Source organism: uncultured Shewanella sp. (genome assembly GCF_947497935.1).
GTDB lineage: Bacteria > Pseudomonadota > Gammaproteobacteria > Enterobacterales > Shewanellaceae > Shewanella.
In genome coordinates this window covers 42,198-68,411 of record NZ_CANMIO010000009.1, presented here as the reverse complement: position 1 = coordinate 68,411, position 26,214 = coordinate 42,198, and the positions used below count along the sequence as shown (strand labels likewise).

Annotated in this window: 24 protein-coding genes; 16 read left to right on the top strand and 8 right to left on the bottom strand. The window is 43.4% G+C overall.

Features of this window, described 5'->3' with window-relative positions; all coding sequences use genetic code 11:
* Window positions 1-38 precede the first annotated feature (38 nt).
* Window positions 39-1,964 (top strand): ATP-dependent DNA helicase, encoded by a 1,926-nt coding sequence (locus tag Q1A86_RS12120; RefSeq protein WP_299806861.1) that lies wholly within the window; start codon window positions 39-41, stop codon window positions 1,962-1,964.
* Here the strand turns inward: Q1A86_RS12120 and Q1A86_RS12115 are convergent.
* Complete coding sequence (locus Q1A86_RS12115; protein WP_299806859.1) at window positions 1,957-2,382, bottom strand: hypothetical protein; 426 nt, start codon at window positions 2,380-2,382, stop codon at window positions 1,957-1,959. The genes Q1A86_RS12120 and Q1A86_RS12115 overlap by 8 nt on opposite strands.
* A 362-nt stretch (window positions 2,383-2,744) precedes the next feature.
* On the opposite strand from Q1A86_RS12115, the gene tsaB reads away from it, so the two are divergent.
* The 7 genes from tsaB (at window position 2,745) to rnd (ending at window position 9,382) form a co-directional block, all read left to right on the top strand.
* Complete coding sequence (gene tsaB / locus Q1A86_RS12110) at window positions 2,745-3,461, top strand: tRNA (adenosine(37)-N6)-threonylcarbamoyltransferase complex dimerization subunit type 1 TsaB (RefSeq protein ID WP_299806857.1); 717 nt, start codon at window positions 2,745-2,747, stop codon at window positions 3,459-3,461.
* A 49-nt stretch (window positions 3,462-3,510) separates the two neighbouring features.
* Entirely contained in the window at window positions 3,511-3,819 is a 309-nt protein-coding gene (locus Q1A86_RS12105) for a hypothetical protein (protein WP_299806855.1), read from the top strand.
* A complete protein-coding gene (locus Q1A86_RS12100; RefSeq protein ID WP_299806853.1) occupies window positions 3,812-4,534 on the top strand; it encodes a M50 family metallopeptidase in 723 nt (240 codons plus the stop codon). The genes Q1A86_RS12105 and Q1A86_RS12100 overlap by 8 nt, the downstream gene beginning before the upstream one ends.
* A gap of 75 nt (window positions 4,535-4,609) precedes the next feature.
* Complete coding sequence (locus tag Q1A86_RS12095) at window positions 4,610-5,440, top strand: methyltransferase (protein WP_299806851.1); 831 nt, start codon at window positions 4,610-4,612, stop codon at window positions 5,438-5,440.
* 8 nt (window positions 5,441-5,448) lie between these two features.
* On the top strand, window positions 5,449-6,324 hold the full coding sequence (locus tag Q1A86_RS12090; RefSeq protein ID WP_299806849.1) for an alpha/beta fold hydrolase: 876 nt from the start codon (window positions 5,449-5,451) through the stop codon (window positions 6,322-6,324).
* Window positions 6,325-6,510: 186 nt separating this feature from the next.
* Complete coding sequence (gene fadD / locus Q1A86_RS12085) at window positions 6,511-8,178, top strand: long-chain-fatty-acid--CoA ligase FadD (protein ID WP_299806847.1); 1,668 nt, start codon at window positions 6,511-6,513, stop codon at window positions 8,176-8,178.
* 94 nt (window positions 8,179-8,272) lie between these two features.
* Window positions 8,273-9,382, top strand: coding sequence for a ribonuclease D (gene rnd, locus Q1A86_RS12080; protein ID WP_299806845.1), 1,110 nt, complete (start codon window positions 8,273-8,275; stop codon window positions 9,380-9,382).
* A 68-nt stretch (window positions 9,383-9,450) separates the two neighbouring features.
* Here rnd and minE read toward each other — a convergent pair whose 3' ends face one another.
* The 3 genes from minE to minC are packed head-to-tail and all read right to left on the bottom strand — an operon-like array spanning window position 9,451 to window position 11,221.
* Window positions 9,451-9,711, bottom strand: coding sequence for a cell division topological specificity factor MinE (gene minE, locus Q1A86_RS12075; protein ID WP_220761325.1), 261 nt, complete (start codon window positions 9,709-9,711; stop codon window positions 9,451-9,453).
* Window positions 9,712-9,714: 3 nt separating this feature from the next.
* The gene (gene minD / locus Q1A86_RS12070; RefSeq protein ID WP_299806842.1) at window positions 9,715-10,524 is read right to left on the bottom strand and encodes a septum site-determining protein MinD; all 810 of its coding nucleotides are present in this window, start codon (window positions 10,522-10,524) and stop codon (window positions 9,715-9,717) included.
* Between the two features lie 31 nt (window positions 10,525-10,555).
* Window positions 10,556-11,221 carry a septum site-determining protein MinC gene (gene minC, locus Q1A86_RS12065; protein WP_299806840.1) on the bottom strand — a complete coding sequence of 222 codons (666 nt, stop codon included), beginning with the start codon at window positions 11,219-11,221 and terminating at the stop codon, window positions 10,556-10,558.
* 120 nt (window positions 11,222-11,341) lie between these two features.
* Between minC and Q1A86_RS12060 the strand changes: the two genes are divergently transcribed.
* The 3 genes from Q1A86_RS12060 (at window position 11,342) to Q1A86_RS12050 (ending at window position 13,304) form a co-directional block, all read left to right on the top strand.
* Complete coding sequence (locus tag Q1A86_RS12060; protein ID WP_299806838.1) at window positions 11,342-11,623, top strand: YcgL domain-containing protein; 282 nt, start codon at window positions 11,342-11,344, stop codon at window positions 11,621-11,623.
* A 40-nt stretch (window positions 11,624-11,663) separates the two neighbouring features.
* Entirely contained in the window at window positions 11,664-12,659 is a 996-nt protein-coding gene (locus tag Q1A86_RS12055) for a lytic transglycosylase domain-containing protein (RefSeq protein ID WP_299806836.1), read from the top strand.
* 204 nt (window positions 12,660-12,863) lie between these two features.
* Complete coding sequence (locus Q1A86_RS12050; protein ID WP_299806834.1) at window positions 12,864-13,304, top strand: YcgN family cysteine cluster protein; 441 nt, start codon at window positions 12,864-12,866, stop codon at window positions 13,302-13,304.
* A gap of 63 nt (window positions 13,305-13,367) precedes the next feature.
* Here the strand turns inward: Q1A86_RS12050 and dsbB are convergent, their stop codons facing one another.
* Together dsbB and nhaB are read right to left on the bottom strand one after the other, a co-directional pair.
* Entirely contained in the window at window positions 13,368-13,871 is a 504-nt protein-coding gene (gene dsbB, locus Q1A86_RS12045) for a disulfide bond formation protein DsbB (protein WP_299806832.1), read from the bottom strand.
* A gap of 91 nt (window positions 13,872-13,962) precedes the next feature.
* On the bottom strand, window positions 13,963-15,549 hold the full coding sequence (nhaB, locus tag Q1A86_RS12040) for a sodium/proton antiporter NhaB (protein WP_299806830.1): 1,587 nt from the start codon (window positions 15,547-15,549) through the stop codon (window positions 13,963-13,965).
* Between the two features lie 305 nt (window positions 15,550-15,854).
* Between nhaB and fadR the strand changes: the two genes are divergently transcribed.
* Complete coding sequence (gene fadR, locus Q1A86_RS12035) at window positions 15,855-16,574, top strand: fatty acid metabolism transcriptional regulator FadR (RefSeq protein WP_299806828.1); 720 nt, start codon at window positions 15,855-15,857, stop codon at window positions 16,572-16,574.
* Between the two features lie 153 nt (window positions 16,575-16,727).
* Here the strand turns inward: fadR and Q1A86_RS12030 are convergent, their stop codons facing one another.
* Both Q1A86_RS12030 and Q1A86_RS12025 read right to left on the bottom strand, forming a co-directional pair.
* Window positions 16,728-20,783 (bottom strand): translocation/assembly module TamB domain-containing protein, encoded by a 4,056-nt coding sequence (locus Q1A86_RS12030; RefSeq protein ID WP_299806826.1) that lies wholly within the window; start codon window positions 20,781-20,783, stop codon window positions 16,728-16,730.
* Entirely contained in the window at window positions 20,780-22,606 is a 1,827-nt protein-coding gene (locus tag Q1A86_RS12025) for an autotransporter assembly complex family protein (protein WP_299807063.1), read from the bottom strand. The genes Q1A86_RS12030 and Q1A86_RS12025 overlap by 4 nt, the downstream gene beginning before the upstream one ends.
* 168 nt (window positions 22,607-22,774) lie before the next feature.
* On the opposite strand from Q1A86_RS12025, the gene Q1A86_RS12020 reads away from it, so the two are divergent.
* The 4 genes from Q1A86_RS12020 to Q1A86_RS12005 all read left to right on the top strand — a co-directional run bounded on the left by Q1A86_RS12020 (window position 22,775) and on the right by Q1A86_RS12005 (window position 25,956).
* On the top strand, window positions 22,775-23,836 hold the full coding sequence (locus Q1A86_RS12020; protein WP_299807061.1) for an isoaspartyl peptidase/L-asparaginase family protein: 1,062 nt from the start codon (window positions 22,775-22,777) through the stop codon (window positions 23,834-23,836).
* A 228-nt stretch (window positions 23,837-24,064) separates the two neighbouring features.
* Window positions 24,065-24,391: a hypothetical protein gene (locus Q1A86_RS12015; RefSeq protein ID WP_299806824.1), complete on the top strand. Its 327-nt coding sequence runs from the start codon at window positions 24,065-24,067 to the stop codon at window positions 24,389-24,391.
* A 351-nt stretch (window positions 24,392-24,742) separates the two neighbouring features.
* Window positions 24,743-25,198, top strand: a complete 456-nt coding sequence (gene gpt / locus Q1A86_RS12010) for a xanthine phosphoribosyltransferase (protein ID WP_220761306.1) — start codon at window positions 24,743-24,745, stop codon at window positions 25,196-25,198.
* A 341-nt stretch (window positions 25,199-25,539) separates the two neighbouring features.
* Window positions 25,540-25,956: a CBS domain-containing protein gene (locus Q1A86_RS12005; protein ID WP_299806821.1), complete on the top strand. Its 417-nt coding sequence runs from the start codon at window positions 25,540-25,542 to the stop codon at window positions 25,954-25,956.
* The last annotated feature ends 258 nt before the right edge of the window (window positions 25,957-26,214 follow it).

Genomic DNA, 26,214 nt, shown 5'->3' with positions numbered 1-26,214 from the left:
AAGTAAGCCGTGCAGGCTAATTAAAGGTTCCCAACCACTTGAGCGTTAGATTAACACAACAAGTCGCTGCTGCATTTTCAAGCCAAGGTGTATTAGCCCAATCGATTAAAGGCTTTAGTCGCCGAGATGTGCAAGCCGAGATGGCTCACGCCGTAGCAGAATCTATTCATAGTCGTAAAAACCTAGTGGTTGAGGCGGGCACGGGGGTTGGTAAAACCTTTGCTTATCTGATCCCCGCGCTATTGAGTGGCAAGCAAGTCATTATTAGCACTGGCAGTAAAAACCTGCAAGAGCAGCTATTTTACAAAGACCTACCTGCCTTGCTGGCTATGCTTGGTCTGACGCCAAAAGTCGCTTTGCTAAAAGGCCGTAATAACTACCTGTGCCAACATTTGATGGAGAAAGAGCTATCGGGCGCAAGCTCGATGGAAACTCAGGTATTAGATGATCTGCTCAGAATTAATCAGTGGGCAGGACAAACAACTGATGGTGATATTGGTGGCCTGACGGCAGTAGCTGAAAATTCTCCCGCGATACCGTTAATTGTCAGTAGTAAAGAGAGCTGCACTGGCCAGCGCTGCGATTATTATGAGGAGTGCTTCACCCGTAAGGCCCGCAACCGAGCCATGGATGCGCGGGTTATCGTGGTTAACCATCATCTATTTTTAGCCGATAGGATCATAAAAGAAACGGGTTTCGCTGAGTTACTTCCGGATTCTGATGTGGTGATTTTTGATGAGGCGCACCTGCTCCCTGATATTGCTGTGACTTATTTTGGTCAGCAGTGTTCAACGAGGCAACTCTCCGATCTATTTGACAAATTAATTGACATTTATCGTCAAGAGCTTAGAGATGCTAAACAGATAGAAGCATTGAGTTCTCGCTGCGCCGCTATTTTAAATGAGTGGCATCAGATGTTGTTTGAACTAGGAGATAGCGATTGGCGCCGCCTATTAGGTAATAAAGCTTTGTCGGTACTGTCTTGGGGATTAATTAAAGAGATTAAAGTGCTGCAGAGTCTCTTGTTAGGCCATGTTGGGCGCAGTGATAACCTAGACGATACAATCGAGAAACTAGAGGTCATCACAAATAAGTTAGAGCTATTTTTCCTCTGTGAGAACAATCAGGCGGCTTACAGTATCGATTATGGTCATCGTTATTTGGTACTGCGTATCGCGCCCATTGATGTGGCTAGAGAGTGTCGTAAACTCTTTGAGTCTAATGTTTCTTGGATTTTCACTTCGGCAACCCTACAAATTAATCGTGATTTAAGTTTGTTTACCAGACAGCTGGGTTTAACTCAGTGTCAGGAGATGTTGTTAGAAAGTCCTTTTGATTATGCGAATAATGCACTTTTTTGTGTGCCTCGGCATTTAGCGAGTGTGAGTAACCATCATGCTGCGTTGTCGCAATTTGTTGATGTCTGTGTCAAGGCGGTTAATGCCGCAAAAGGCCGAACCTTCATCCTGTTTACAAGCCATAGAATGCTAAACCTTGTTGCACCAGCACTGCAAAGAAGGGTGAGTTATCCACTTTTGGTTCAGGGGCAGGCGGGCAAACAGAGCTTGTTAAAGAAATATCGTCAGCTTGGCAATGCGGTATTACTTGGTACTGGCGCCTTTTGGGAAGGGGTCGATGTACGTGGTCGACTGCTGAGTTGTGTGATCATCGATAAGCTTCCCTTTATCTCACCCGATGACAATTTGTTTCGAGCACGAAGCGAAAGTATTGAGCGAGAGGGCAAAGACCCTTTCAGTGAAATTTCATTGCCACAAGCGGTGATCACGTTAAATCAGGGCGTTGGGCGTTTGATCCGAGATGAGAAAGATAAAGGCGTGCTGATTTTATGTGACAATAGAATCGTTAATAAGCCATATGGCCAAGCTTTTTTAAACTCTTTGCCCCCAATGTCGAGGACCCGAGACTTAGATAAGGCAACCGCCTTTTTAGAGCAGATCAAGTGATCAGTAAAATGAGAAAATAGATGGCGGTCAGTAAGATGAGTGCTAGTAGACAACGTCGGCGATAAGTTAACCCTTGTGGATTGAGTAAGCTTGGAAACAGTAAAAAATTTAATGGGTTAAAGAGAGTTTTATAGCTAATGAGTGCAACTCCAGGGTTACGACCGCGATAGAGCATTTTAGAAAAGTAGTAGAGAAAGCGAAACAGTAGCAGTGGAAAGCTAATGTATATGAGCAGTGTGAGTGTTAGCTCGAGGGTCATCTCATACTCTGAAAATGTTAACATCAAGCCTTTCTGCCAAGCTTCTTTCAGACTATTAGAAAACCAGATCAACATAAAGACGGTCATCAACATAGAAAAGATGATGAACAACAGTGAGTAACGAAATAAACGCAACCAATCTATGGTGATCTGTCGCATTCCACCTCCTTGAGCCTTATCTTTGCTCTAATAATCTTGAGCTAATCTCTAAATTTAGAGCAATTTAACCGTTTTAGCTTACTTTCATGAGTGATTCATTAAACTTAAGCATATGTTTGTTGTATTTTGCCTGCCAGTGACTTAAAGAACTATTTTGACTAGATTAGCGTATGGAGTAAGTATTTTGGCCTTAGGACTTAATGCTTTGGCTTTAGTTGGGGTATAATTGCCGTAATAAATATTCACCGAGTCGTTCGTCGAAACGAGTTTGGTTGAGCCTTTAATCGTCGGCTTATAGTGTGGTTTTTTTGCACCTTATTTCGATGTTAAATCATACAATTAATAGGTTTGGTAAGTAATTCATGACAAAAGATTCTAACGATACGACACAGTTGAGCGTACTCGCACTCGATACCTGCACTGAGTCGTGTTCTGCTGCGGTTAGCCATCAAGGTGTTGTCTATAGTGAGCAAGCGGATGCGCCGCGCGAGCATAGTCAGCGTTTATTGCCTATGGTTAAATCGGTATTGGCTCAAGCCCAGTTAAAGCTGCAAGATGTCGATGTCATTGCTTACGGAAGAGGGCCTGGCAGCTTCACTGGAATCCGAATTTGTACCAGTATTACCCAAGGGCTGGCTTTAGGTCAGGAGTTACCTGTTATCGGCATTTCAACCTTAGCGGCCATGGCACAATCGGCTATCGATAAAGGGGCGACTCAAGTGTTAGCCGCTATCGATGCTCGTATGGGTGAGGTCTACTGGGGGCAGTATATTGCGGTGGATGGGCTAGCGACCTTAGTGAATGAAGAAGTGGTCAGTGCGCCCACCGATATCGTGTTAACTCTAGACTTAACTCAGCCGATTGCGGTTTGTGGTACAGGTTTTGATGCTTATCCTGAAATACTAGAGCACAGTGAGACTATGTCTTTATGTGAGGCGGCAAAGTTCCCTGAAGCCAAATACATGTTAGCACTGGCTCAAGATGGCGTAGACAAAGGCCAAAGTACCTCTGTCGATGAGTTAGCGCCTGTTTATCTGCGTGATACAGTAACATGGCAGAAATTACCAGGCAGAGAGTAGTCTTTACCGTTTAAGGAAAGTATTTTCTGAGTGAATTAAGGACGATAGAATGCAGATCAACACCAGCCAACTTACTGCAAATAAAGTTGAAATCAACAAGTCTATCGCCTCAAGTCAGGCGAAAGCTGTCGACACTGCTAGTGTTGAAGCTGCATCGTCGATAAAAGCTCAGCAAGCGTTAGTGGTTAATGATTATCACGAAGATGCTGCAGCACTTCAGTCACGGCTTGGTGCTCATGTAGAATATGAAAACCAAACGAGTGGACAACGAGGTGCAGTGGCACAATATCTCATCAATCAACATGCCGCTAAACGAGAAGAGATCCAACAGATGGTAGGCATAGATACTTATGCCTGAACACCATTCCGCTCACTCGGCTACGTTAGTTCCACGCACCTCCGGCGCCCCTGGGCGTACGCGTTTCTTGCTCGAACTCTTTATTGCCTTCTTAGTGACTCGCTTGCCCTTTATTAGCGTGCCATTTAAATGGTTGGAAAGTTATTTTCACGAGCTTTCCCATGGCCTCGCGACGGTCATAAGCGGCGGTCTTGTCAGTCATATTCAGCTGTTTCCTAATGGCGCCGGGCTATGTTTTAGTCAGGGAGGATGGCCGCTATTGATTGGCTTTGCGGGTTACTTTGGCGCGGCGTTATGGGGCTATCTCATCTTCATGTTTGCTACATGGCCCCGTGGAATACGCATTAGTTTCGCGATTCTAGGGGGCGCTGTGATCCTGACAACCATACTCTGGGCACGGGATCTACTGACTGTTTCCATTCTAGTGAGTTTGGCGGTGTTATTTTTATTGCCCCTAAAGCTTAAGCAAAATCAATTTCTTGCCAGTGGCCTGAGGGTCATAGCACTGATGATAATATTAAATGCTTTAGCAAGTCCCATGGTGTTATTGGGTCTAGAAGGGCAGGGTGATGCCAATATGCTGGCTGGAGCAAGTTGGTTGCCAGCCTGGTTTTGGGTGGGTATATGGCTAGCCACAAGTGCTTTGATGCTCTTTCTATGTTGGCGTAGAGTCGACAGCGCAGCAGAAAAGCGCAGTCAAAAAATTAAAATGTAACGCTCTGTTTATAGTGGTTGGTTTTTTGTTAACTGACCTGCTAGGTTGATGTCTGTCATCAATAGGGGAATTACAATGAAAAAGACAATGTTAGCGGCAAGTGTTTTGCTTGCAAGCACGTGTAGCCTATCGTTAAGTACTATGGTCAATGCACATAATCATGAGAATACAGCCTTAGAAACAGCGGTAAGTAGTGACTTTAGACAAGCTAAAAATAGCGCTCGTGATCAATACCGCCATCCAGAACAGACCCTCAGCTTCTTTGAGATTAAGCCTAGCGACACCGTAATCGAGCTATGGCCCGGTGGCGGTTGGTACGCCGAAATTTTAGCGCCTTATTTAGCTAAAGAGGGGCAATATATCGCAGGTAACTTTGATACTAACCCGGCAGATGAGAAGGCTAGAAATGGCTATCGTCCAAAAGTGGGTAAGAAGTTTGAAGCTTGGTTAAAAGATAATAAGGCTCAAGTCGGCTCAGCCAGCATAGTAACATTCGATCCTCCTAGCTATTACGCTATGGGAGATGATAATAGCGCCGATGCAGTGCTAACCTTCAGAAACTTGCATAACTGGGCGATGAAAGGCTATTTAGAGCCTGTATTTGACTCTGCGTATAAAGTGCTTAAGCCCGGTGGTACATTCGGTATTGTTGAGCACAGAGGCGAGCCGGATATGGACGTTAAAACAGGTTATATGGATCAAGCTGAGGTGATAAAACTAGCTGAAAAAGCAGGTTTCACACTGGTAGCTAGTTCTGAGGTCAACGCCAATATCAAAGATACCAAAGACTATCCAAAAGGCGTTTGGACACTGCCCCCTAGGCTAGCACTTGATGGACAAGACAAAGAAAAGTACCTCGCTATCGGCGAAAGCGATAGAATGACGCTGAAATTTGTTAAAAAGTAAGACTATAGATGAGCTTAGTACGAGAATTTGGTGATGAAATTAGTATCCAGTTACCCCATATTAAATTAGCCGGACGGCTATGGGGGGACTCGGATAAGCCACTGATATTAGCGCTGCATGGTTGGTTAGATAATGCCAATAGCTTTCAGCCCTTGAGTGAATATTTAACCGATTATCAAATTCTCGCCATCGATTGGCCCGGACATGGTGCTTCAGATCATCGTCCGGGCGCTTACCCTTTGCATTGGATTGATTATTTGTATGATCTCGATGCTTTACTCGATAGATTGCCAAGTAATCAAGCGCCAGTGGTAATATTAGGTCACTCACTCGGTGGAATTATTGCGTCGGCTTATGCGGCTACATTTCCTGATAGGGTCGAAAATTTGATCTTAATAGAGGCGCTATCTCCACTTTATGAAGATGAAACTAAGGCCAAAAAAAGGCTAGATAAGAGCTTTAGTGGTCACCGCAGGTTTCTCGCCTCAATAGATAAACCCGCCAGTGTTTACCGAGATATGGCTGTCGCTGTGCACGCACGGCACAAATTAACCGCACTAGAGCTGCAATGGTGCGAATTATTGACCCAGCGCAATATGCAAATCTTCGATTCTGGGGTATGCTGGCGCAGTGATCCGCGCTTAAAATTAGACTCCCCTTTAAGACTGACATTTTCTCAAGTCGATGCCTTAATGCAAGCCCATAAAGTCAACACTCTTTTAATTTCAGGTAGCCGAGGTTTTCCTCAGTTACGTGAGGCGATCCCTATAGCAAATCGTTGGTTTGAGCGATTACATAGTGTAGCGATTGAGGGGGACCATCACCTTCATATGGGGAGCGCTGATCAGGTTTCAAAGGTCATTAGAGCCTTCTTAAATGGCTAAGAAAAAAAGAGGCTAGGATTTTTGTCCCATTTATGTGATGATAATCAAAATTTAAACGCTCGTATGATTTATCGGCGTTTCCAATAAATATAAAGAATAGACAGTATGTTAGCTTGCTCATTGGCAAGCTGCTAACGACCATTGTGGTATTGTTTATACCGCAGCTGGAGATATTAGGAGATTTTTGTGGACCAACTTTGGATTAATAATTTACCAGATGATGTGCCTTCTGAAATTGATGTAGAACAATATGCATCGCTTGTCGATCTGTTCGAAACATCGGTGAATAAATATGCGGATCAACCTGCGTTCGTGAATATGGGCGCAACCTTAACGTACCGCAAACTTGAAGAGCGCAGCCGAGCTTTTGCGGCTTATCTGCAAAATGATTTGAAGTTGAATAAAGGTGATCGTGTCGCCATTATGATGCCTAACTTACTGCAATATCCAATTGCTTTGTTTGGTATTTTACGAGCAGGTATGGTGGTAGTTAACGTCAATCCATTGTATACCCCACGTGAACTTAAACACCAATTGACCGATTCAGGCGCCAAAGCGATTGTTGTCGTTTCCAATTTCGCTCACACCTTAGAAAAAGTGGTTGCCGAAACTCCGGTCGAAAGTGTTATTTTGACAGGGCTTGGCGATCTACTCAGTGCGCCCAAGCGTACTCTAGTTAACTTCGTCGTTAAGTACATCAAGAAGATGGTACCTAAATACCATTTGCCACAGGCTATCTCTATGCGTAAGGCGCTATATAAAGGTCGCCGTTTGCAGTATGTAAAGCCAACCGTTAAAAAAGATGATTTAGCCTTCTTACAATACACTGGTGGAACAACGGGTGTGTCGAAAGGCGCCATGCTTAGCCACGGCAATGTTGTGAGTAACCTTTTACAAGCGGACGCAGCCTATGGCCCTATGCTAGATGACGGTAAAGAGTTCGTAGTAACGGCATTACCCTTGTATCATATTTTTGCACTAACAGTTAACTGTTTGCTATTTATCCATAAAGGCGCAAATAACTTACTTATCACCAATCCGCGTGATCTACCTGCCTTCATTGGAGAGTTATCTAAGCACCCGTTTACCGTGTTAACGGGTGTCAATACCTTGTTTAATGCCTTGGTGAACAATGAAGACTTCGCGAAGCTAAATTTCACAGAGCTTAAATTATCAATTGGTGGCGGTATGGCAGTGCAGCGCGCTGTTGCCGACAAATGGCAGGGGTTAACTAAAACTCGCCTGCTTGAAGGTTATGGCCTAACAGAAGCCGCGCCACTGGTGACCTGTTGTCCATATAACCTTGATGGCTACAATGGTTCAATCGGTTTCCCTGTTGCCAATACTGATATTCAAGTACGTGACGATGACGGTAAAGTTCTAGCGCAAGGTGAGATTGGCGAGCTGTTTGCAAAAGGTCCACAGGTGATGGTGGGATATTGGCAGCGTCCAGAAGAAACCAGTAATGTCATCGACCCACAAGGTTACTTGGCTACTGGTGATATCGGTTATATGGATGAAAAAGGCTACTTCTTCATTGTTGACCGTAAGAAAGATATGATCTTAGTTTCTGGATTCAATGTATTCCCGAATGAAGTAGAAGAAGTGGTAGCATTGCATCCAAAGGTGATTGAAGTCGCAGCAGTCGGTGTGCCTCATGAAGTTTCAGGCGAGTTGGTTAAGGTGTTTGTGGTCGCAAACGATAAATCTTTGACCAAAGAGGATGTAATCAAGCATTGTCGCGTGCATTTGACGGGCTATAAGATCCCTAAGCTGGTAGAATTTAGAGATGAACTGCCTAAAACCAACGTAGGTAAGATCCTGCGTAGGGAATTGAGAGATGAGGTTAAGTAAGACTAACCTCGTCAGTCATTAAGTGGTGATTGCCACTTTTGATACACTAAAGCCGGCAATAGCCGGCTTTTGCATATTTATGGAGTAGACAACTTTGTTAGCGTTTCAATATATTGAAGATGATGCCAGTTTAGCGGCCCTTGTAGAGCAATACCAAGATGCTGATTTATTGGTGCTAGACACAGAATTTGTTCGTACTCGTACCTATTATGCAAGATTGGGCCTTATTCAAGCCTATGACGGTAAGACGCTAGCGTTAATTGATCCATTAGCGGTGAGTAACCTAGATTTATTTTGGCAATTATTAAAGAAAGAAAACAGCGTTAAGTTGCTGCATTCATGTAGTGAAGACTTAGAAGTGTTTGCACGCTATGGTCAATGTCAGCCTGCTAATCTATTTGATAGCCAAATAGCCGCTGGCCTTGCTGGAATGGGGCATGGTCTAGGTTATGCCAAACTTGTAGAGCAAACTCTGGAAGTCAGTTTAGATAAAGGTGAGTCTCGTACCGACTGGCTTAAAAGACCTTTGACTGAGGCACAGCTGAACTACGCCGCAAATGATGTTTATTACCTTTATAAGCTCTACCCGCAACTGGTTAAGTTATTAGAAGAGCAGGGCAGACTCGATTGGGTCTATGAAGAGGGCGTTCGTATGACTCAAGGACGTTTAGATACTCCGGATCCTGAGACAGCTTATCTAAAAGTGAAAAATGCTTTTCAGCTATCTTCCAATCAATTGGCAGTATTAAGGGATTTATCTCAGTGGCGTCTTAAACGTGCATTACAAAAAGATCTCGCTTTGGGCTTTGTTGTTAAAGATCACGCGTTGATTGCTTTAGCCAAGAAGCAACCTAAGTCGACGAATGATCTCTTCAAAATGTCAGAACTTACGGAGCAGGAAAAGCGAATTCATGGCAAAGAGATCATTAAAATCATAACGAGTGTCAGTTACGATAATCCGCCTAAGCCGTTAGATGTTATCGCCCTTAAAACGGGTTATAAAAATGCATTTAAGAGCATTAAAAACTGCATTACTGAGCAAGCTGAGGCTAAGAGTATTCCGTTAGAGTTATTAGGCTCTAAAAAGTATATACATGAATACTTACAGTGGATTTGGGATGCGAAGAAAGGCGATAAGCCACTGATACTAAAGGGATGGCGAGAAGCGATCGTTGCTGAGCCCTTATCTGAACTGAAGTTATAATACCAATTCGTAAAACAAAAAAGCCCGCAAATTGCGGGCTTTTTCATTGTTCTTCTTTAACGCTTAGCCTAAGCTTTTTCAGGCAAAGTTACGTTAAGCTCAAGCACTGAGAAATGATCGTCAGTCTGCTCTAGTTGAACCGAGACTTGGTCTGGACCAACTTGCACATACTTACGGATCACCTCAATGATCTCTTGCTTCATTTGAGGGAAGTAATCTGGCGCTTCACGCTCCCCTCGTTGATGAGCTACGATAATTTGCAGTCTTTCTTTCGCTGTGACCGCAGTGCTTGGTTCCTTTTTCGTTTTAAAATAATCAAGAAGAGACATAAGTTAGCTACCAAAAATTCGTTTTAAGAAACCTTTCTTCTCTTCCGTAAGAAATCGGAAAGGCAGTTCTTCACCTAATAACCTTTCTACAGCATCGCTGTAGGCCATACCTGCATCGCTTTCTTGATCGATAATGACAGGTACACCAGAGTTAGAGGCTTTTAATACGGCTTGTGATTCCGGGATAACTCCCAGTAATGGAATTGCTAAGATCTCTTCAACATCTTGAACACTTAGCATTTCGCCTGTTGTCACGCGAGCGGGAGAGTAACGAGTCAATAGTAAATACTCTTTGACTGGCTCTAGTCCTTCTTCTGCACGCTTAGATTTACTCTGTAACATACCAAGAATTCGGTCTGAGTCACGTACAGAGCTGACTTCTGGGTTGGTCGTTACAATCGCTGTATCAGCAAAATACAGCGCCATCATAGCACCGGTTTCGATACCCGCTGGTGAGTCACAAATAATGTACTCAAAATCTTTAGCTAAATCTTCAAGAACCTTACCCACGCCTTCTTTAGTTAAGGCATCTTTATCACGAGTCTGAGAAGCGGGTAATACGAATAGTTTTGGAGTGCGTTTATCTTTAATCAGGGCTTGATTAAGATTAGCTTCGCCATTAATTACGTTAACAAAGTCATAGACTACGCGGCGTTCACAGCCCATGATTAAATCTAGGTTACGCAGTCCGATATCAAAATCGATAACAACCGTTTTGTGGCCTTTCATTGCAAGACCTGTGGCAATTGCAGCACTTGAGGTGGTTTTACCCACGCCACCTTTACCCGATGTGACAACAATAATCTGTGCCATTGATAATAATCCTTTCTAATTTACACTCTATTTAAAGAGGCAATGATTCAACCGTAAGCGACTCGCCTTCTAGACGAATACAACCGCTTGGTGCGGCTCCGTTTTGCTGAAGGTTCTCAGTTAACCAGTATTGACCTGCAATCGATACTAGCTCTGCTTCAAGTTTCTTTGCCATGATAACAGCCTGTCTGTCGCCTGAGGCGCCAGCCATCGCTTTACCACGCAATGTACCGTATATATGGATACTGCCATCGGCGATGACTTCTGCTCCATTACCGACCGCACCGACAATAATCAGATCGGCATTTTTGGCATAGATCTGTTGCCCTGAACGAACGTTCTGTTTGACGATTTGGGTGGTTTTAGGCAGTTGAGGCTGTGAACTTGATTCTTTACCCGACTTTACCGTGGCGAGGCCGATAGCTTTCGCTTGCTTAGTCAGTTCAGCTGATGCATTTGTGATCCCTACGATGACTAATTGACGACTGGTTAATATCTCTTTTAAGCCAAGTATGTCAAAATTACTCGTTTGAATAGCACTTAGGTTAACCACTAAAGGTGCACCAATAAAAAACTGTGGCGCAATAGCGAGCTTAGCATCCAACTCTGCCGCTATAACTGCCATATCATCACTGTTGATATGCAGTACAGAAAGAGTAAAAGAAGAGCCTTTTAATTCGAGGCTAGGTGTTTGCATTCCTGTATTGCTCTCTAGAAAAGTTCAGCGCTGGGCCGATATCCATTATATTCCTAACGGACCATGGTATAGTGTGCTTACTTAGCTGGCAAGTTGAATAGTTTGGAAATTGAGTCGTATATGATCTGTGCAGTATATAAAAGCCTAAGAAAGGCTGAAAGTTACCTTTTCGTCGAAAAACGCAACGATTTTGAACGTGTACCTGAAGCATTAATGGCCATGTTTGGTGAGCCACAATTAGTGATGATGTTACCGATTGAAAAGCGAGACCATTTGGGTTTTGCCGATATTAAAAAAGTGAGATCTGAGCTCAAAGAAAAAGGATTTTATTTACAGCTACCGCCTCCTGTTGTTAATTTACTGGAACAACACAAAAAAGAGATTGGTTTTAATCCAGAGTAAGTCAGTGATTAAAACCCAAAAGATCTAACAAAGGGGATTTATGGTTTTAGGGAAACAGATTCTGGCTTTAGCTTGTTCTTTGAGTTTTTTATCATCCACAGCGATGGCCGAAAGTGAGTATCAAGGTACGTTCAGTGGCTATGTTGCTGAGCTTAAGCAAGCTGCGATAGATAAAGGTTTCAGTCAGCAAACGATTGATGATGTTTTCCCTAAAATAAAGATGTTTAAAAAGGCGCTGGTTTCCAATAAGGATTCGAGTGAAGAGCCCGTCACACTTGAAACATACCTTCCACAAATAGTACCTCAGCCAAAGGTTGATTTGGCAAGAGCGTTTTATCGACAGCATTACACCGAGCTTGAAAAAATTGGCGAACGTTATGGCGTTCAGCCGCGTTTTATCGTGGCGCTTTTGGGCATAGAGTCAAACCTTGGCCAAGATTCGGGTAGCTACCCTGTATTATCTGTCACGGCTTCTCTTGCTTATGGGGGCCAGCGCGAAGCACATTTCCGTCAAGAGTTCTTTGCTGCTCTAAAGATTGCTGAACAAGAGCATATCCCTTTTTCTGATCTAAAGGGCACTTCGACAGGCTCGATGGGGCTACCTCTGTTCTTACCTAGTGTTTATCTAACCTACGCGCAAGACGGCGATGGCGATGGAATCAAGGATATCTGGAGTAATGACAGTGATGTTTTTGCATCAGCGGCTTATTATCTACAGCAATCAGGCTGGAAAGCATCTGAAACCTGGGGTAGACAAGTTAAAGTGCCCAAACAGTTTGAGCCATCTCTTGCTGACTTGAGTATTAAGAAAAGCTTCAATGAGTGGCAAGCGCTGGGTGTTAGGCGCTTCGATGGCAGTGATTTACCTAAACGAGAAGATATGCAGATATCTATGGTAATGCCAGATGGCGTGACCGGGCGTAGCTATCTTATTTATGATAATTACCGCGGTCTATTGCAATGGAATAATTCAGACTACTTCGCAATTTCAGTCGCTTACCTTTCAGAAAGAATTAAGTACCCGCCGATCATCTAATTGCGCGGGTTAAGGCCTGTTCAACAAATAGCGGCCTAGAGTCGCTATTTTTGTATGGATTAGTCGCTGTTGATGTAATTTTGAACATCAAGGTCACAAATTTCAACTCAGTGCACTTTTGGCAGCTTCGCCACTAGTGCACTGAGTGGCTCGGGCGTTGTATAATACTCGGCTAATCGGTATATATGAGTGAATGAGTAAAGCATGGCATTTTGGGATGAAAAAACCTTAGCGCAGATGAGCACAGAAGAGTGGGAATCATTATGTGATGGTTGTGGTAAGTGTTGTTTGAATAAACTTATCGACGATGAAACCGAAGAGCTCTATTACACTAATGCTGCGTGTCAATTACTCGATAACAAAGCTGGCCACTGTAAAAGCTATGAGCAGCGTTTCAATTTCGTACCGAGTTGCACTAAGGTCACTGTAGAAAATGTTGAGTCACTCACCTGGTTGCCTGATAGCTGTGCCTACCGCCGCCTTTTCCAAGGGCGAGAGTTGCCGAGTTGGCATCCGCTAAGAACGGGTTCAAAAGAGGCTATGATATTGGCCGGAATGTCAGTTGCGGGTAAGGTTACCTGTGAAACTAAGATCCGAGATATTGAAGATCATATTGTGCTTTGGCCAATGAAAGATGTTGAATAGCCGAAAGCCTAAGTAAAAAGCGCCCTAGAAATAGGGCGTTTTTGTATCTGTCGCTTTAATGTTTTATTTCTTCAAGGCTGGAATGAAGAAAATCACTAAAGCAAGCAAGTAGCCGCTAAAAGCAACAATCATCCATTGCCCCATAGTCACACCCATAAACTCCCAAGGGATATCGGTACACATGCCTGTGGGCATAAAGATTGATGGTAGCCATTCATGGAGCTGCAGCCAGCTTGGGAACTCTGGAAGGTAAGAGCAGGTTGCAAATGGAGACGGGTTCATCTGCATGTCGACAAGTTCTATTGCCAGTTTTAATCCCCAAATCGCACTCACGCCCCAAACTAGGACTCCAGCGGCTCTTGCGAGGCGTGAACGATACCCAACAACGCCTATTAAGCCCGCAAAGACTAAGCCGAATACTGCAACGCGTTGGTATATACACATGACACAGGGATCTAATTTCATGATGTGTTGGAAAAACAACGCCGCTAGTTCAAGTGCGACCGCAGATAACATCAGGGTTAGCCAGGCGGCTCTAGAGTGAGAAAAACGAATTAGTGCATTCAACGACAGTGTCTCCATTGCAAAAAAAAAACGCCCTATTGAATAGGGCGTTTTATATGACTAACTATTTGTTAAATAGTTCACAAAATGCGTATCAATGTGATGATACTACACCATCTACAGCCGCTTGAGCAGAGTGATGGATTAACATTTGACTGTCATAGAAGTATTGAGTCATCTGCTCTAGCGCACCTAACTGAATCGCAAGTACACCCACGATAGATAGTACGATAGTGTACGGCAGTGCCATCCATACCATTCTTCCGTAAGAAAGACGGATAAGTGGAGCGATAGCAGACGTTAGTAAGAATAGGAACGCAGCCTGGCCGTTAGGAGTCGCAACAGAAGGCAGGTTCGTACCTGTGTTGATAGCAACAGCAAGAAGGTCAAACTGATCACGAGTGATTTGGCCATTAAGTAGCGCAGATTTCACTTCGTTAATGTAAACAGTACCTACGAATACGTTATCGCTCACCATTGAAAGCAGTCCGTTAGCAATGTAGAAAATCACTAACTGAGTGTTACCTTCATAGCTTAGTGCCCACTGAATAACAGGTGCGAATAACTGTTGATCGATAATCACTGCAACGATAGCGAAGAATACCGCTAATAGCGCCGTAAATGGTAGGGCTTCTTCGAAGGCTTTACCGAGTGCGTGCTCGTTAGTGATACCGTTAAATGCAGTTGCAAGAATAATGACAGAAAGACCGATTAGACCTACAGATGCTAAATGCAGAGCAAGACCTGCGATTAACCATACACCGATAATCGCTTGGATTAGAAGCTTAACTTTATCGTGCTTGGTGCGGTTTGCATCTTCATGAGCGTCGTAATCAGAAAGGATTTTATGAACCGCTTCAGGTAGTTGTTGGCCATAACCAAATACTTTGAACTTCTCAACTAAGAAACAAGTCGTAATACCAGCAAAAAATACAGGTACAGTAACTGGTGACATACGGATAGCAAATTCAGCGAACTGCCAGTTTGCTTGTGCAGCAATAATTAGGTTTTGTGGCTCACCAACCATGGTGCACACACCACCTAACGCAGTACCAACACCAGCATGCATAAGCAAGTTACGTAGGAACCCACGGAAAGATTCAAGCTCTTCTTCACAAAGCTGATTCTGACCATCAGAGGTGTGGTCATGGCTTTCACCAAAGGTCTTGCCTGACGCCACTTTGTGGTAAATAGAGTAGAAACCCACAGCTACTGTAATAATAACGGCAATAACGGTTAGTGCATCTAGGAACGCAGAAAGGAATGCAGAAGCCATACAGAACAATAAAGATACCGCTACTTTTGAGCGTACCTTAGTGATCATTTTAGTAAATACAAACAGTAGCAACTGCTTCATGAAGTAAATACCGGCGACCATAAACACCAGAAGTAGTACTACTTCAAGGTTTGCTTCAATTTCGTGCAGTACTTGGCTTGGCGAGGTCATGCCAATCGCAACTGCTTCAATCGCTAATAAACCACCCGGTTGTAGTGGGTAACATTTTAGTGCCATAGCTAGAGTGAAAATAAATTCAACAACTAACAGCCAGCCAGCCACAAAAGGATTAAAATAAAATACGATTGGGTTGATCACTAAAAACGATATGATCGCGATTTTGAACCACTTCGGTGAGTTACCCAAGAAGTTGTCAAGAAACGCCCGACTCATTGTCACAGGCATGGAATCCTCTCTATTTGATATCTATATAGTTGCTAATAGCAAAATTTCACAGAATTTGCTACCAGCTATAATTAAGCCGATGCTAAAGATAAAACCTTTTCGAAAACTTAAAAAGCCCATAATGACGAAACAGATATCTATATCAAAAAAATATCACTTAAATTGTACTGTTAGAGCAAAAAGTGAGCGCTTCGATGGTTTTATTCATTTAGTCATCGTCTAATCGGCGGGTTTTGGTTTTCATTTTTCTTGGCTCTGGTATGATCTGTCTTAGAACAACACTAATAATTGGATAGAGTAGGGTAATGATCATCAATGCCAAAGGTCCTGCAAGTTTTGCAGAGAAGTATATTGTACGATCCATATGGGAAAATAAGTTTCCGCCAGGCTCTATTCTGCCCGCAGAACGCGAGCTTTCAGAACTGATTGGTGTAACCCGTACGACATTGCGAGAAGTACTGCAACGTTTAGCTCGTGATGGATGGCTGACTATTCAACATGGCAAGCCAACAAGAGTGAATAACTTTTGGGAAACGTCTGGCTTGAATATCTTGGAAACGATTGCCGAGCTAAATCCAGACGGTTTTCCAGAACTTGTTGATCAATTGCTATCGGCGAGAAGTAGCGTTAGTGCTATCTATTTTAGAGGTGCTATTCGTAATAATCCCGAAGAAGCGATAGAAGCCCTATCTCATTTGGCCGAGCTTGAAGATACCGCTCAAGCTTATGCTGAGTTTGACTATCAACTACAGCACACTTTAGCATTTTCATCAGGAAACCCGCTTTACGTATTAATCTTAAATGGTTTTAAAGGTTTATATAGTCGAGTCGGGCGTTACTATTTCTCAAGCGCTGAAGCTCGTGCATTAGCAATGGATTTTTATAAGCAGTTACAACAACTTGCGATTGCCAAAAACTATGCCGATGTACCAGCATTAATGCGTACTTACGGCATTAATAGTGGTGTGATGTGGCAGAGTCTTCGTGATGATATGCCAGTTGATTTAGGTCATTCTGATAACTAAATCGGATAGCTAAGTCAGCTAGAAAACGCATATTACCTTTAATGTAGTGTTAAAAAAAGCCATCGTAAAGATGGCTTTTTTGTTTTTATTCAAAACAGGAACTGACATCTTTAGGGCTATTGTTAGTCATTCAACTTATTACACTGATTAGTATTACAGATCGAAGCGATAGTAGAGATCGAGAGACTGCTCTATGGTGCCCGATACTGTTTCGAGATAAAGCTGAGACAATAGATAATACCTCACAGTCATCTCATAACCTGGATTGAATACCCCGATCCCATATTTGACCATTAACTTATCGCCGATAAAGCCACTAATGGCAAATCGACCATCATCATTAGCATCGAGCTGTACATTTGAAAAGCCAATCTTTTCAATAATGCCTGTGGCGGTGTTACCGATATTACCTATGGCTCCGCCACCAATTTGACTACTTAGCGAAAGTGCTGCGCCCATCATTAAGCCACTGTTTTGATCGACGCTGGTGTTATTCAGACCTGTACCTCGGACAATATAGTTTAAGATCTCCGCTTGTTCTTTCGCGGGTGATGAAAAGAGGTTAACAATTGGTTTCATCGGCGTACCGGTTATTCTTACCCCTGCAATGACATCTTCATCTTTTATTTCACGAACCGCTTCGATATTGAGGTTGGGGACGTCTATTGGGCCAATAAACTGCATTTCACCTGCTCGAATGTCGAGTGTTTGTCCCATAAATTTGTAGTTGCCATTGATAACTTTGATCTCACCAAAGAGCAATGGCGGTCTAAATGGACTTTGCTTAAGTTCCAATTTCCCTTGCAAGCTACCTGTCAGCCCCATGCCGTCGATCCGTAACTTATTGCCGACATTGAGATTGACCTCTGCCGATACGGCCAATGGCGACACTTGTTGCTCACTCGTCGATAAACTGTCATCAAAGACAACATCTTTAGAAACGGCGACGCCACCCTCAGGGAGTTGCACTATGGTGATCCGACCGGAAGGTACGTTGATGTCACCGCTAATATCGAAAGACTCATTGGTAAACTTCACTTGTAGATCTGTGCCGACATTTAAAATGGCCAACGGCGGTTGGATCACTGCTAAATTGTCGCCTTTTATACCGAAAGCCCCTTTAATTGTTTGTTCGGCCCAATCTAGTTCACCATCGACATAGGCTTGGCCTTTCCCCATTTTTAGCTCGCCATCGATTTTTGCTTTCTTACCCGCAAAGATAAAGTCGAGGTCGATGTCTTCTAGTAAGGTCGGATTAGCCGTAGCCATAATTGAGCCGTTATTAAGTGCGATCTCACCAGACACTTCTGGTTCACTCAAACTGCCACTTATTTCTAGTTCGCTTGAGATCTTGCCTTCCAATACTTCAAGCTCCGGCAGCAACTCCGCTAGGGCTTGAAGGTTTATCTGATAGAGCGACAGCTTGCCCTGCATGTTTCTATCTGGCGTGACATTAATTGCAAGGTTGGCATCCATACTAGCGATGTCATAGGATTCAAGAGATAATGAGGTCATCAACTGTTTTTCATCTAAACGACTGCGCAGCAGGACAGATTTGTAACCAATAGCTACGTCACTATTATTGGTCGCTTGAAAGTCAATATTTCCTGCTTGCAGTTGTAGTTCGACACTGCCTATAGGTTTGGCATTTTCAGACCATTGAAACTTTGAGGTGAGTGTAGCAGGTCCCGTCCATTGAAGACTTTCTGGTAACCAAGGCTTAGCAAGGACACCAAGATCGCCGACAAACTCAAGTGCGGCATTGCCATCGAGTCCTAGTTGCGTCGGCTCTTTCGAGCATAGTTCACCACCAATGTGAGTTAAGCAAAATGGTGCAATGCTACCAGCTTGGTTCTTTAAGCTGTATTGAGCAGAGAAAGGGGACTTTAGACTAACGTCACCTAATTGAGAGCTTAATGTTAGCTGTTTGACTTGAGCACTCAATCGCTGCTTATCTTCGTCGTACTCACTACTTAAATCGGTATTTAAGACAAAATCTCCCTGAGTTGTTAGTAAGATAGTCTGATTATTTAAGTCGCCTTGGCCGTTAAGGGCGATGCTTGAAAGAGCTAAATCTTGATATCTAAAATCTTGCAGGTTCAGCGATGCAATAAACCCCTGATTATCTAGAGGCTTATAGTTTCCGTTTAAAGTAAGCTTGGCTAACTCAAGTTCAAGAGCTTGTAATTCTTCGGCCATTAATGATATGCCAATGTTAGGGTGCTCATTTTCACCAGACACATGGATATCGGCATTAATAGCCCCCTTAGCGTCTGGCCGCCATAAGCTTAAGTCTGGTACTGATAGCTTGCCGTTAAGTGACCAGACTTTATCGACCTCTCCTTGAATAAACAGACGGCTCTGTAATGCACTAACATTTAGCCCTTGTGAACTTAAATGCCATTGGCTGTTCATGGATAACCCTCCATCGACATTTAGAGGGTAATGCATGATATGGCCGTTAAGGTGTGCATCATCGACATCGATAGTCCAGGTGTTATCGACTAAGTTGAATTCTCCGTGGGTATTTAACGGTCCGCTGATCTCACTGGTTGGCAGAGGTTGTGATAAGTCGAGTTTCAGTTGACCTATATCGACTTGCTGGGTTGCTGCTTTTGCATGCCAAGCTAAGGTTTCACCGTATTCAAATGAACCCTGCAAGACAATATCGCCTAATGCTTGGTTATTAGCGTGCAGCTTATCGAAAACCAAGCGGTTATCGGCATGACTGAACACAGTGTCAACATCGATTGTTGGCTGATAGGGGGAGGAAAATAGGGTTTGCAGTGTAACGTGTTGAGCGTCAAGGTTACCTTGACTAGAAAACTTGATATCACTCGCGCTAAATTCGGCTGTTTTTAGTGGCCACTGCAGTTGCTTGGCGTCTAAAGTCAGTCGATATGGAATTTTAGGTTGAGCCAGTTCCAATGTAGAGTTAAGAGTGAAGTCAAACTGGCCGCTACCTACGATATGGCTCTTGAGCGCTTTAAAGCCTTGTTTGACTGTAATCGCTAAATTTTGGTTTTCAAGCCCAGGTAGTTCCGCCACATGAGCCAAGCTTATTGAAGACTCAAAATCCATTGGGTAATCATGGCTAAGTGACATCTGGCCAGTGAGACTGATATCCCCATAATCATGGCTGGCGTTAAAGTCATCGATATTGATGAGGAACTGCTGGTAACTGCCTGCTAAATGGAGCTTGGAAAAGTGATCTTTTCTTGTGCCCAAGATTAAATCACCATTATCGATATCTAACGCTTCTACAAAAACAGGTATCGGCATAAAGACTTCGGGTAAGTTTGCTATAACCCATTCACTCTCATGGATCTGCGCATCTCCTTGAACGGTCTGTGTATTGCTTGGTTGAGTATTATCTTTGGATTCTGTCTTAGTCTCAGCTGTAGCCAGATGGGCGCTGTGTTCGTCATCTTCTGAGCTGGCATCTGAATTTGAGAAAGGAATAGAGACCAACAGGCCTTCAGAATAGATTGCACTGGCACGGATCCCTGTAGAGAGCCAATCAGCACTTAAATTAAGTTGATTCGCATTAAAGTCCATGTCGTTTACACGTACGGTGACATTGCTGAGCGCACCACTGACGAGTGTTATACCAAAAGGAAGAGTGATTTCTTGGTTTTCCTCTTCAATAGGCTCTACATCAACTATCGCAGGGCGATCGACATTCGTGTCAGCAATAGCACTTTTATCATTAGTCGATGAAGTACCCGAAGTTAAATTAGGGTCAAGCTCCGTTTCTGCTCCAGAGCTGTCAATAGAGTCAATTTCTTCACCGATCAGTGCGGTATCAATTTCTACATTGACCTGAGAGCCATTTAATTGCTCCACACACAGTTGTTTTTGCATTAAACACATAGGGTTCCATGCAAGTTCTAAATCGGTGATTTCGACCTTGACGCCGCTCATCTGCCAGGCGGCATAATTTAACGCTAGATGGCGGTTTAGCTGGCCAGATTGATAGTCTAGCTCTAAGTCTGGTACAAAAAGATCGGCAAGCTTAATGGCGATATGACTACCAAACTGGGTGCCAATTAGCATTGCAAGGCAAACGAGCAGCAAGAGAGGTGTGTAGATGGCAAAACGGCTTATGAGTTTAAACCATCCCCAAAGTCGCCTATACCAAGGTTTTGTCTTAATCGCTTTGCTTGTTGGTTCTGCTTCATTGCTAGCTTGTTGATTGGAAGCGGTCATAGTTCGGCTCCCATTGTAATATGAATGCGCCAAGGGCGACTTATGGTATCTGTCTCGTTTAAGCCAACACCGACATCAAATTTGACTGGACCGATAGGCGAAATCCAATGGATACCGGCGCCTACTGAGGTCACAAGCTCAATTTGGTTGACATCAAAAGCATTACCCGCGTCGATAAATGTGGCCACTCGCCAAGTGGGAGTAACATAGTATTGGTATTCGAAACTACCGACCATTAAATAGCGGCCACCGACCACTTCTCGAATGATCTCACCCTCGTCATTTATCGAGTCGATAGAGGGACCGAGTTCGTTGTAGCTATAACCACGAATACTCTGATCGCCACCGGCAAAATAACGCAAAGAAGGGGGAATGTTCGCTAGTGAGTTTTCGCTAGTCAGGTTTGCGGCCATATCGAGTCTCGAGACAATTCTATGTTTATCAAAGAAAGTATTTATCCACTTAAATTTGGTCTGTAGTCGGGCGAGTCTGACCTCTGAACCAAGACTTGGGTCCGCATACTCGAGACTATAGGACTGAAAAAAGCCCGACTTGGGGTCCAGAGAGTTATCGCCACGAGTGGTCTTAGACAGACTCGTACCAAATAATACAAATCTTGGGTCATAGTCCACACCCGATTGGGTGTAGTTTTCACGCATGACTTCAGCCGAATAATTGAATAACCACTTACTCTCGAGCCGTTGCTGCCTAATGACAGCAAACAGCATCTTAGAAGATTCGAGCTGACCGGTATTATTAAAGTCACGTTCTTCGCTGTCATAGATCTGAGTGACACCGTATTTATCTCTTAGCATACCCATACGTATTTTCAATTGATCATCGAGTGGGTGGGTCAGAGGAATGGTATAAGTGGTTAAAAATTTTGGCTTATCTGGAGCCCACTCGGCAGAGGTCTCTTGGGAGTGGCCATATTTGTTGATTTGTGGAGTACGCCAAGTCACTCGAACACGAGGCTCTAGGTTATTATCAACCGTATTACCAATATCGGCACCCAGACCTAACTCAATGGAGTGATCGGGACGCGAACTTAGCTCGACGCGCACAGGGACTTGCAGTCCTTCTACTTGATCGACTAATGGCAGTACCTTGATGTTTGAAAAGTACCCCGTATCTAATAACTGACGATTTAACTGGCCTAGGTTCCCCGTGCTGTAGGGGGCATCAAGATCAAATGGAATAAGCTGCTCAAGGAGCCTAGGTTCTAAGGTCGACCCAGTAAAGCTGACCTTACCGATGTGGTAGCGCTTACCAGAGTCGTAATAAAGAGAGATTTTTGCGGTATTAAAGTCGCGATTTACCGCAATTTCTGCCTGATCAAACTTACCATCAAAATAACCACGTGCGAGCGCCAGAGTCAGTAGTTGTGCCTTTACCTCTTCATAAACACCGTGGTTGAGTCTGTCGCCTGGCCTGACTTTTAATTGGCTGAGCCACTTTTCAAAGATTGGATCATTACGCATCTCACCTTTGACCTGAATATCAATCCAGCTAATAAGAGTAGGCTTTCCTGCGTCTATATCTAGATGTAAAACCCAAGCACGTTTTTCATTGTTAATGACATTCTGTGAAATACGGCTGTGATAATAGCCCATAGAATTCATAGCGGCTTCTATGTTGTCTTCGGCATTAAAGATAAAAGCACGGCGTTGCACACTCGATTCGGGGAGAGCACCAAGGTGAGCTTTTACGTTACGTTCGAGACTGCCCTCGACGCCTTTAATTTTGAGTGTTAACCAGTCATTGGCTCGAACGGAAAATGTTACGCATGTAACACTGACAAGCAGAAAAAATATGGTCAGCACACGAAGCAAACTTATCAACAAAAATTAGACTCTTATCATTAGTTTAATTTGGACAAGCTATTGTCACTAGAATCGTTAACTCAAGCAAGTTGCTGATTGTAATTATGGCTGAAAATGGTTACAAAGAGAGCAAATAAATACAATAGGATACAGTTTGTGAAGTATACGATGCTCAGTAGCACAGTCTTGCTTGTTTTATCGACAATTATATCGGCAAATGCAATGGCCAGTGATAAGCCGTTTTCAATTGCAATTCATGGTGGAGCTGGCACCATCTCTAAGGCTAATTTGACCGCTGAGCAGCAAAAAGCTTATCGCGAAAAACTACAACAAGCCGTTGATGCAGGATACGATATTCTTGCAAAAGGGGGCGACAGTTTATCCGCTGTACGTGCATCGATTAATATCTTAGAAAATAGCCCGTTATTTAATGCGGGTCATGGTGCCGTGTACACCTATGATGGCACTCATGAGATGGACGCCTCTATTATGGATGGAAATACCATGAATGCAGGGGCGGTCGCTGGGGTTAAACATATTAAAAACCCAATCGATTTAGCATTGACAGTAATGGAAAAATCTCCCCATGTGATGCTATCAGGCCAAGGTGCTGAAGAATTTGCACTGACTCAGGGTTTTCAATTAGTGCCTGGCAACTCTTTCGATACAGAAAGCCGTTACCAGCAGCTAAAGAGTGCCAAAGAGAAGATCAAAAAAGCCGAGACAAACCCAGACTATCAGGCAAGTACGGGGTCTAAAACTCACCATAATTACCAACAAAGTGCCCTCGATTATAGCGAGTTTGACTATAAGTTTGGGACTGTTGGAGCCGTTGCACTAGATCAAGATGGCAACTTGGCAGCTGGCACTTCAACCGGGGGCATGACGGCTAAACGCTTTGGTCGCATTGGCGACTCACCGGTTATTGGCGCTGGCACCTATGCAGAGAACGGTGTTTGCGCCGTGTCTGCCACGGGCCACGGTGAGTACTTTATTCGTTACCATGTGGCAGGGGACATCTGTGCAAAAGTGAAGTACCAAAAGAAATCGATTATTCAAGCAGCCGATGAAGTGATTAATCAACGCCTTATCACCGCTGGTGGCACCGGCGGTGTGATAGCCATAGATCAACGCGGCAATATTGCTACGCCTTTTAATACCGAAGGCATGTACCGCGCAACACGTAAAAATAATGAGCCAGCTCAAGTGATGATCTGGTCAGATTTATAGGGCCTATCCTCTTCGCATAATGCACGTGGTTTCTTGTCAGTTTGTCAGCCTTAACATCGTTATGTTAAGGCTTTTTTATTGCAGCTCTCATTCATCGCAATACGAATGTAGTGCAAAAATAAGTTAAATTATTATTCACTAATTAAATACTCACTAAGGTTATATAATGCGTTAACGATCTTGCTATAGCCTCTAACGAGACTGCACCTGAATAGGCCATAAAAGTCGATGAAACAGCAACAAGTAGCGAAAAAGCCTGATAGAGCGACCGCAATGATGCAAATTATTGAACAGGTCAAACAAGAGTTTCCTTTATATGAGTCCGAGACCTTTGTCTGTGGACCAGACGGAAACTGTTTAGGCTGCCCGAAAAAGTTACTTGAGTTAGTCGATACAGAATTAAGTTATTGGGAAAGTGCGATAGCCAATGGTAATGTTCCGCAATTTGATGACATCCGCCGCTTTGGTAAGCTGTGTACCAATGTAAAGCGTGGCTTAGATCGCAATGGCGTGTTAGAAAAGTACCAACAGATTAAAGCACTAAACTTAAGCTAGCAATCTGGCTGCTGTGGAAAAGTAAAACGTCACATTATAAATAACCATAGACCTAAGCGTATGTCTTCGAAAAAATATTGCTTAAGTGAGTCGTCTATAGTCTGAGTTGTGCTAAATATCTCAGGTACTTCTAGCATAGCCACAACATATTAGTTAATAATTATTTATAAAACTGAGCCTAGAGTGTAACGCTTAGGCTCTTGTCTGCCTTGTTGGTAGTATCTAATCCAGCCTAAGTCGAAATCTGTGAAATAGCTCACTAATATTTATTTGTATGGCTATGAATAAAAAGCCAAAATGCCGCGCAATCTCTTCCCCTCAAAAAAGCGTACACGCATAAAAAGGTTGCACATGAGCAAAAAATTTCTGATCACTTGGGATCAAATGCAGGGTTATACCCGTGAATTGGCTGAACGTTTACTACCTGTTGAACAATGGCAAGGTATTATTGCAGTTAGCCGCGGCGGATTAGTACCAGCGGCCATTTTAGCGCGTGAATTAGGCATTCGACACGTAGATACCATCTGTATTTCAAGCTACGACCATGATCACCAGAGAGAAACGAAAATCATCAAGCAAGCACCTGGCGACGGTGAAGGCTTTATCGTTATTGATGATTTGGTTGATAGTGGCTCAACCGCTAAAATCGTACGCGAAATCTACCCTAAAGCTAAGTTCGTCACTGTTTGTGCAAAACCAGCCGGTAAGCCGCTAGTTGACGACTACATTGTCGATATCCCGCAAGATACTTGGATTGAGCAACCATGGGATACAGGTGTGAGCTTTAGAGAGCCTCTTTGTAAGTAACAAGTTAGATTTTATTAAAACCGAGGCCTAGCCTCGGTTTTTTGTTTTAGGGCTTAATTTAACGACGCTAAGTTGATGGGTGAGCAGTCAAGTCATTATTTGATGACTCAAATTTACGTTTTTTACTGGTTCTCTGTTTTGGGCTGCTTGTTTTATAGAGTTTTACAGGGTGCCTATATAGCTTGAGTAAAACCTAAGTGTTTAATTCCACCATTAAGGAAAGGTATCGTGTACTTCCCATCTCTCTTACTCCTTTTGCGGTTCTGCTTATTGTGTTAATCCCCGCCGTAATTGTTAATTCTTAGCTAAACTAAAAAAGAGCAACTTAATAGGGGAATGCAATGGATTCAATCAATGTACAAGAACACATGGATCGCCAACCTGTATTATTATCGCCTTCTATGTCGTTAGCCACGGCAGTAGAGCTATTACTAACACATAAGAAAATTGGCGCGCCCGTGGTTGAAGCTGATGGCAAGCTAGTGGGCTTCTTGTCACAGCAGGACTGTCTTGCTGTGATGCTCAAGAGTAGCTATCACTGCGACTTAATCGCGATAGTAAAAGATTGCATGCGCATCGATGTATTGTCAGTCACGCCAGAATCGAGTGTGTTGCAACTGGCTGAGCAGATGCTTGGGCCTAAGCCTAAAATTTACCCTGTTGTTGAAGAGGGCAAAGTGGTTGGGACGATTAGTCGTGCGAATGTACTCGAGGCGATCAATACCTATATGCAGCAGTGTTACTTGGCACCTGCATAATCGTAGAGTGATGGCAACCTAACGTAGTAGAGAGTTAGCTCAGATGCTAACTCTTTTTACCTGATCATATGTTTGCTCATATGACCTAACATGCGCGAACCGATAGTGTTTACTGTTTCCTTAGAGCTGAGTAAAGCTATTTTCTTTTAAAGCTATTTGTGTTGAAAGCTAAGCAACGAAGGTTAAGTATAAGAATATTTCCCCTTAGTACTGCAATGGTTCAAAAGGCTAAGCAGTTTTGTAGGACTAACATAGCAT

Bases quoted from the DNA above. Each gene is read 5' to 3' on its own strand.
- Q1A86_RS12115 (WP_299806859.1), bottom strand. From the start codon at position 2,382: ATGCGACAGATCACCATAGATTGGTTGCGTTTATTTCGTTACTCACTG.
- tsaB (WP_299806857.1), top strand. From the start codon at position 2,745: ATGACAAAAGATTCTAACGATACGACACAGTTGAGCGTACTCGCACTC.
- Q1A86_RS12105 (WP_299806855.1), top strand. From the start codon at position 3,511: ATGCAGATCAACACCAGCCAACTTACTGCAAATAAAGTTGAAATCAAC.
- Q1A86_RS12100 (WP_299806853.1), top strand. From the start codon at position 3,812: ATGCCTGAACACCATTCCGCTCACTCGGCTACGTTAGTTCCACGCACC.
- Q1A86_RS12095 (WP_299806851.1), top strand. From the start codon at position 4,610: ATGAAAAAGACAATGTTAGCGGCAAGTGTTTTGCTTGCAAGCACGTGT.
- Q1A86_RS12090 (WP_299806849.1), top strand. From the start codon at position 5,449: ATGAGCTTAGTACGAGAATTTGGTGATGAAATTAGTATCCAGTTACCC.
- minE (WP_220761325.1), bottom strand. From the start codon at position 9,711: ATGTCTCTTCTTGATTATTTTAAAACGAAAAAGGAACCAAGCACTGCG.
- minD (WP_299806842.1), bottom strand. From the start codon at position 10,524: ATGGCACAGATTATTGTTGTCACATCGGGTAAAGGTGGCGTGGGTAAA.
- minC (WP_299806840.1), bottom strand. From the start codon at position 11,221: ATGCAAACACCTAGCCTCGAATTAAAAGGCTCTTCTTTTACTCTTTCT.
- Q1A86_RS12060 (WP_299806838.1), top strand. From the start codon at position 11,342: ATGATCTGTGCAGTATATAAAAGCCTAAGAAAGGCTGAAAGTTACCTT.
- Q1A86_RS12055 (WP_299806836.1), top strand. From the start codon at position 11,664: ATGGTTTTAGGGAAACAGATTCTGGCTTTAGCTTGTTCTTTGAGTTTT.
- Q1A86_RS12050 (WP_299806834.1), top strand. From the start codon at position 12,864: ATGGCATTTTGGGATGAAAAAACCTTAGCGCAGATGAGCACAGAAGAG.
- nhaB (WP_299806830.1), bottom strand. From the start codon at position 15,549: ATGCCTGTGACAATGAGTCGGGCGTTTCTTGACAACTTCTTGGGTAAC.
- fadR (WP_299806828.1), top strand. From the start codon at position 15,855: ATGATCATCAATGCCAAAGGTCCTGCAAGTTTTGCAGAGAAGTATATT.
- Q1A86_RS12030 (WP_299806826.1), bottom strand. From the start codon at position 20,783: ATGACCGCTTCCAATCAACAAGCTAGCAATGAAGCAGAACCAACAAGC.
- Q1A86_RS12020 (WP_299807061.1), top strand. From the start codon at position 22,775: ATGCTCAGTAGCACAGTCTTGCTTGTTTTATCGACAATTATATCGGCA.
- Q1A86_RS12015 (WP_299806824.1), top strand. From the start codon at position 24,065: ATGAAACAGCAACAAGTAGCGAAAAAGCCTGATAGAGCGACCGCAATG.
- gpt (WP_220761306.1), top strand. From the start codon at position 24,743: ATGAGCAAAAAATTTCTGATCACTTGGGATCAAATGCAGGGTTATACC.
- Q1A86_RS12005 (WP_299806821.1), top strand. From the start codon at position 25,540: ATGGATTCAATCAATGTACAAGAACACATGGATCGCCAACCTGTATTA.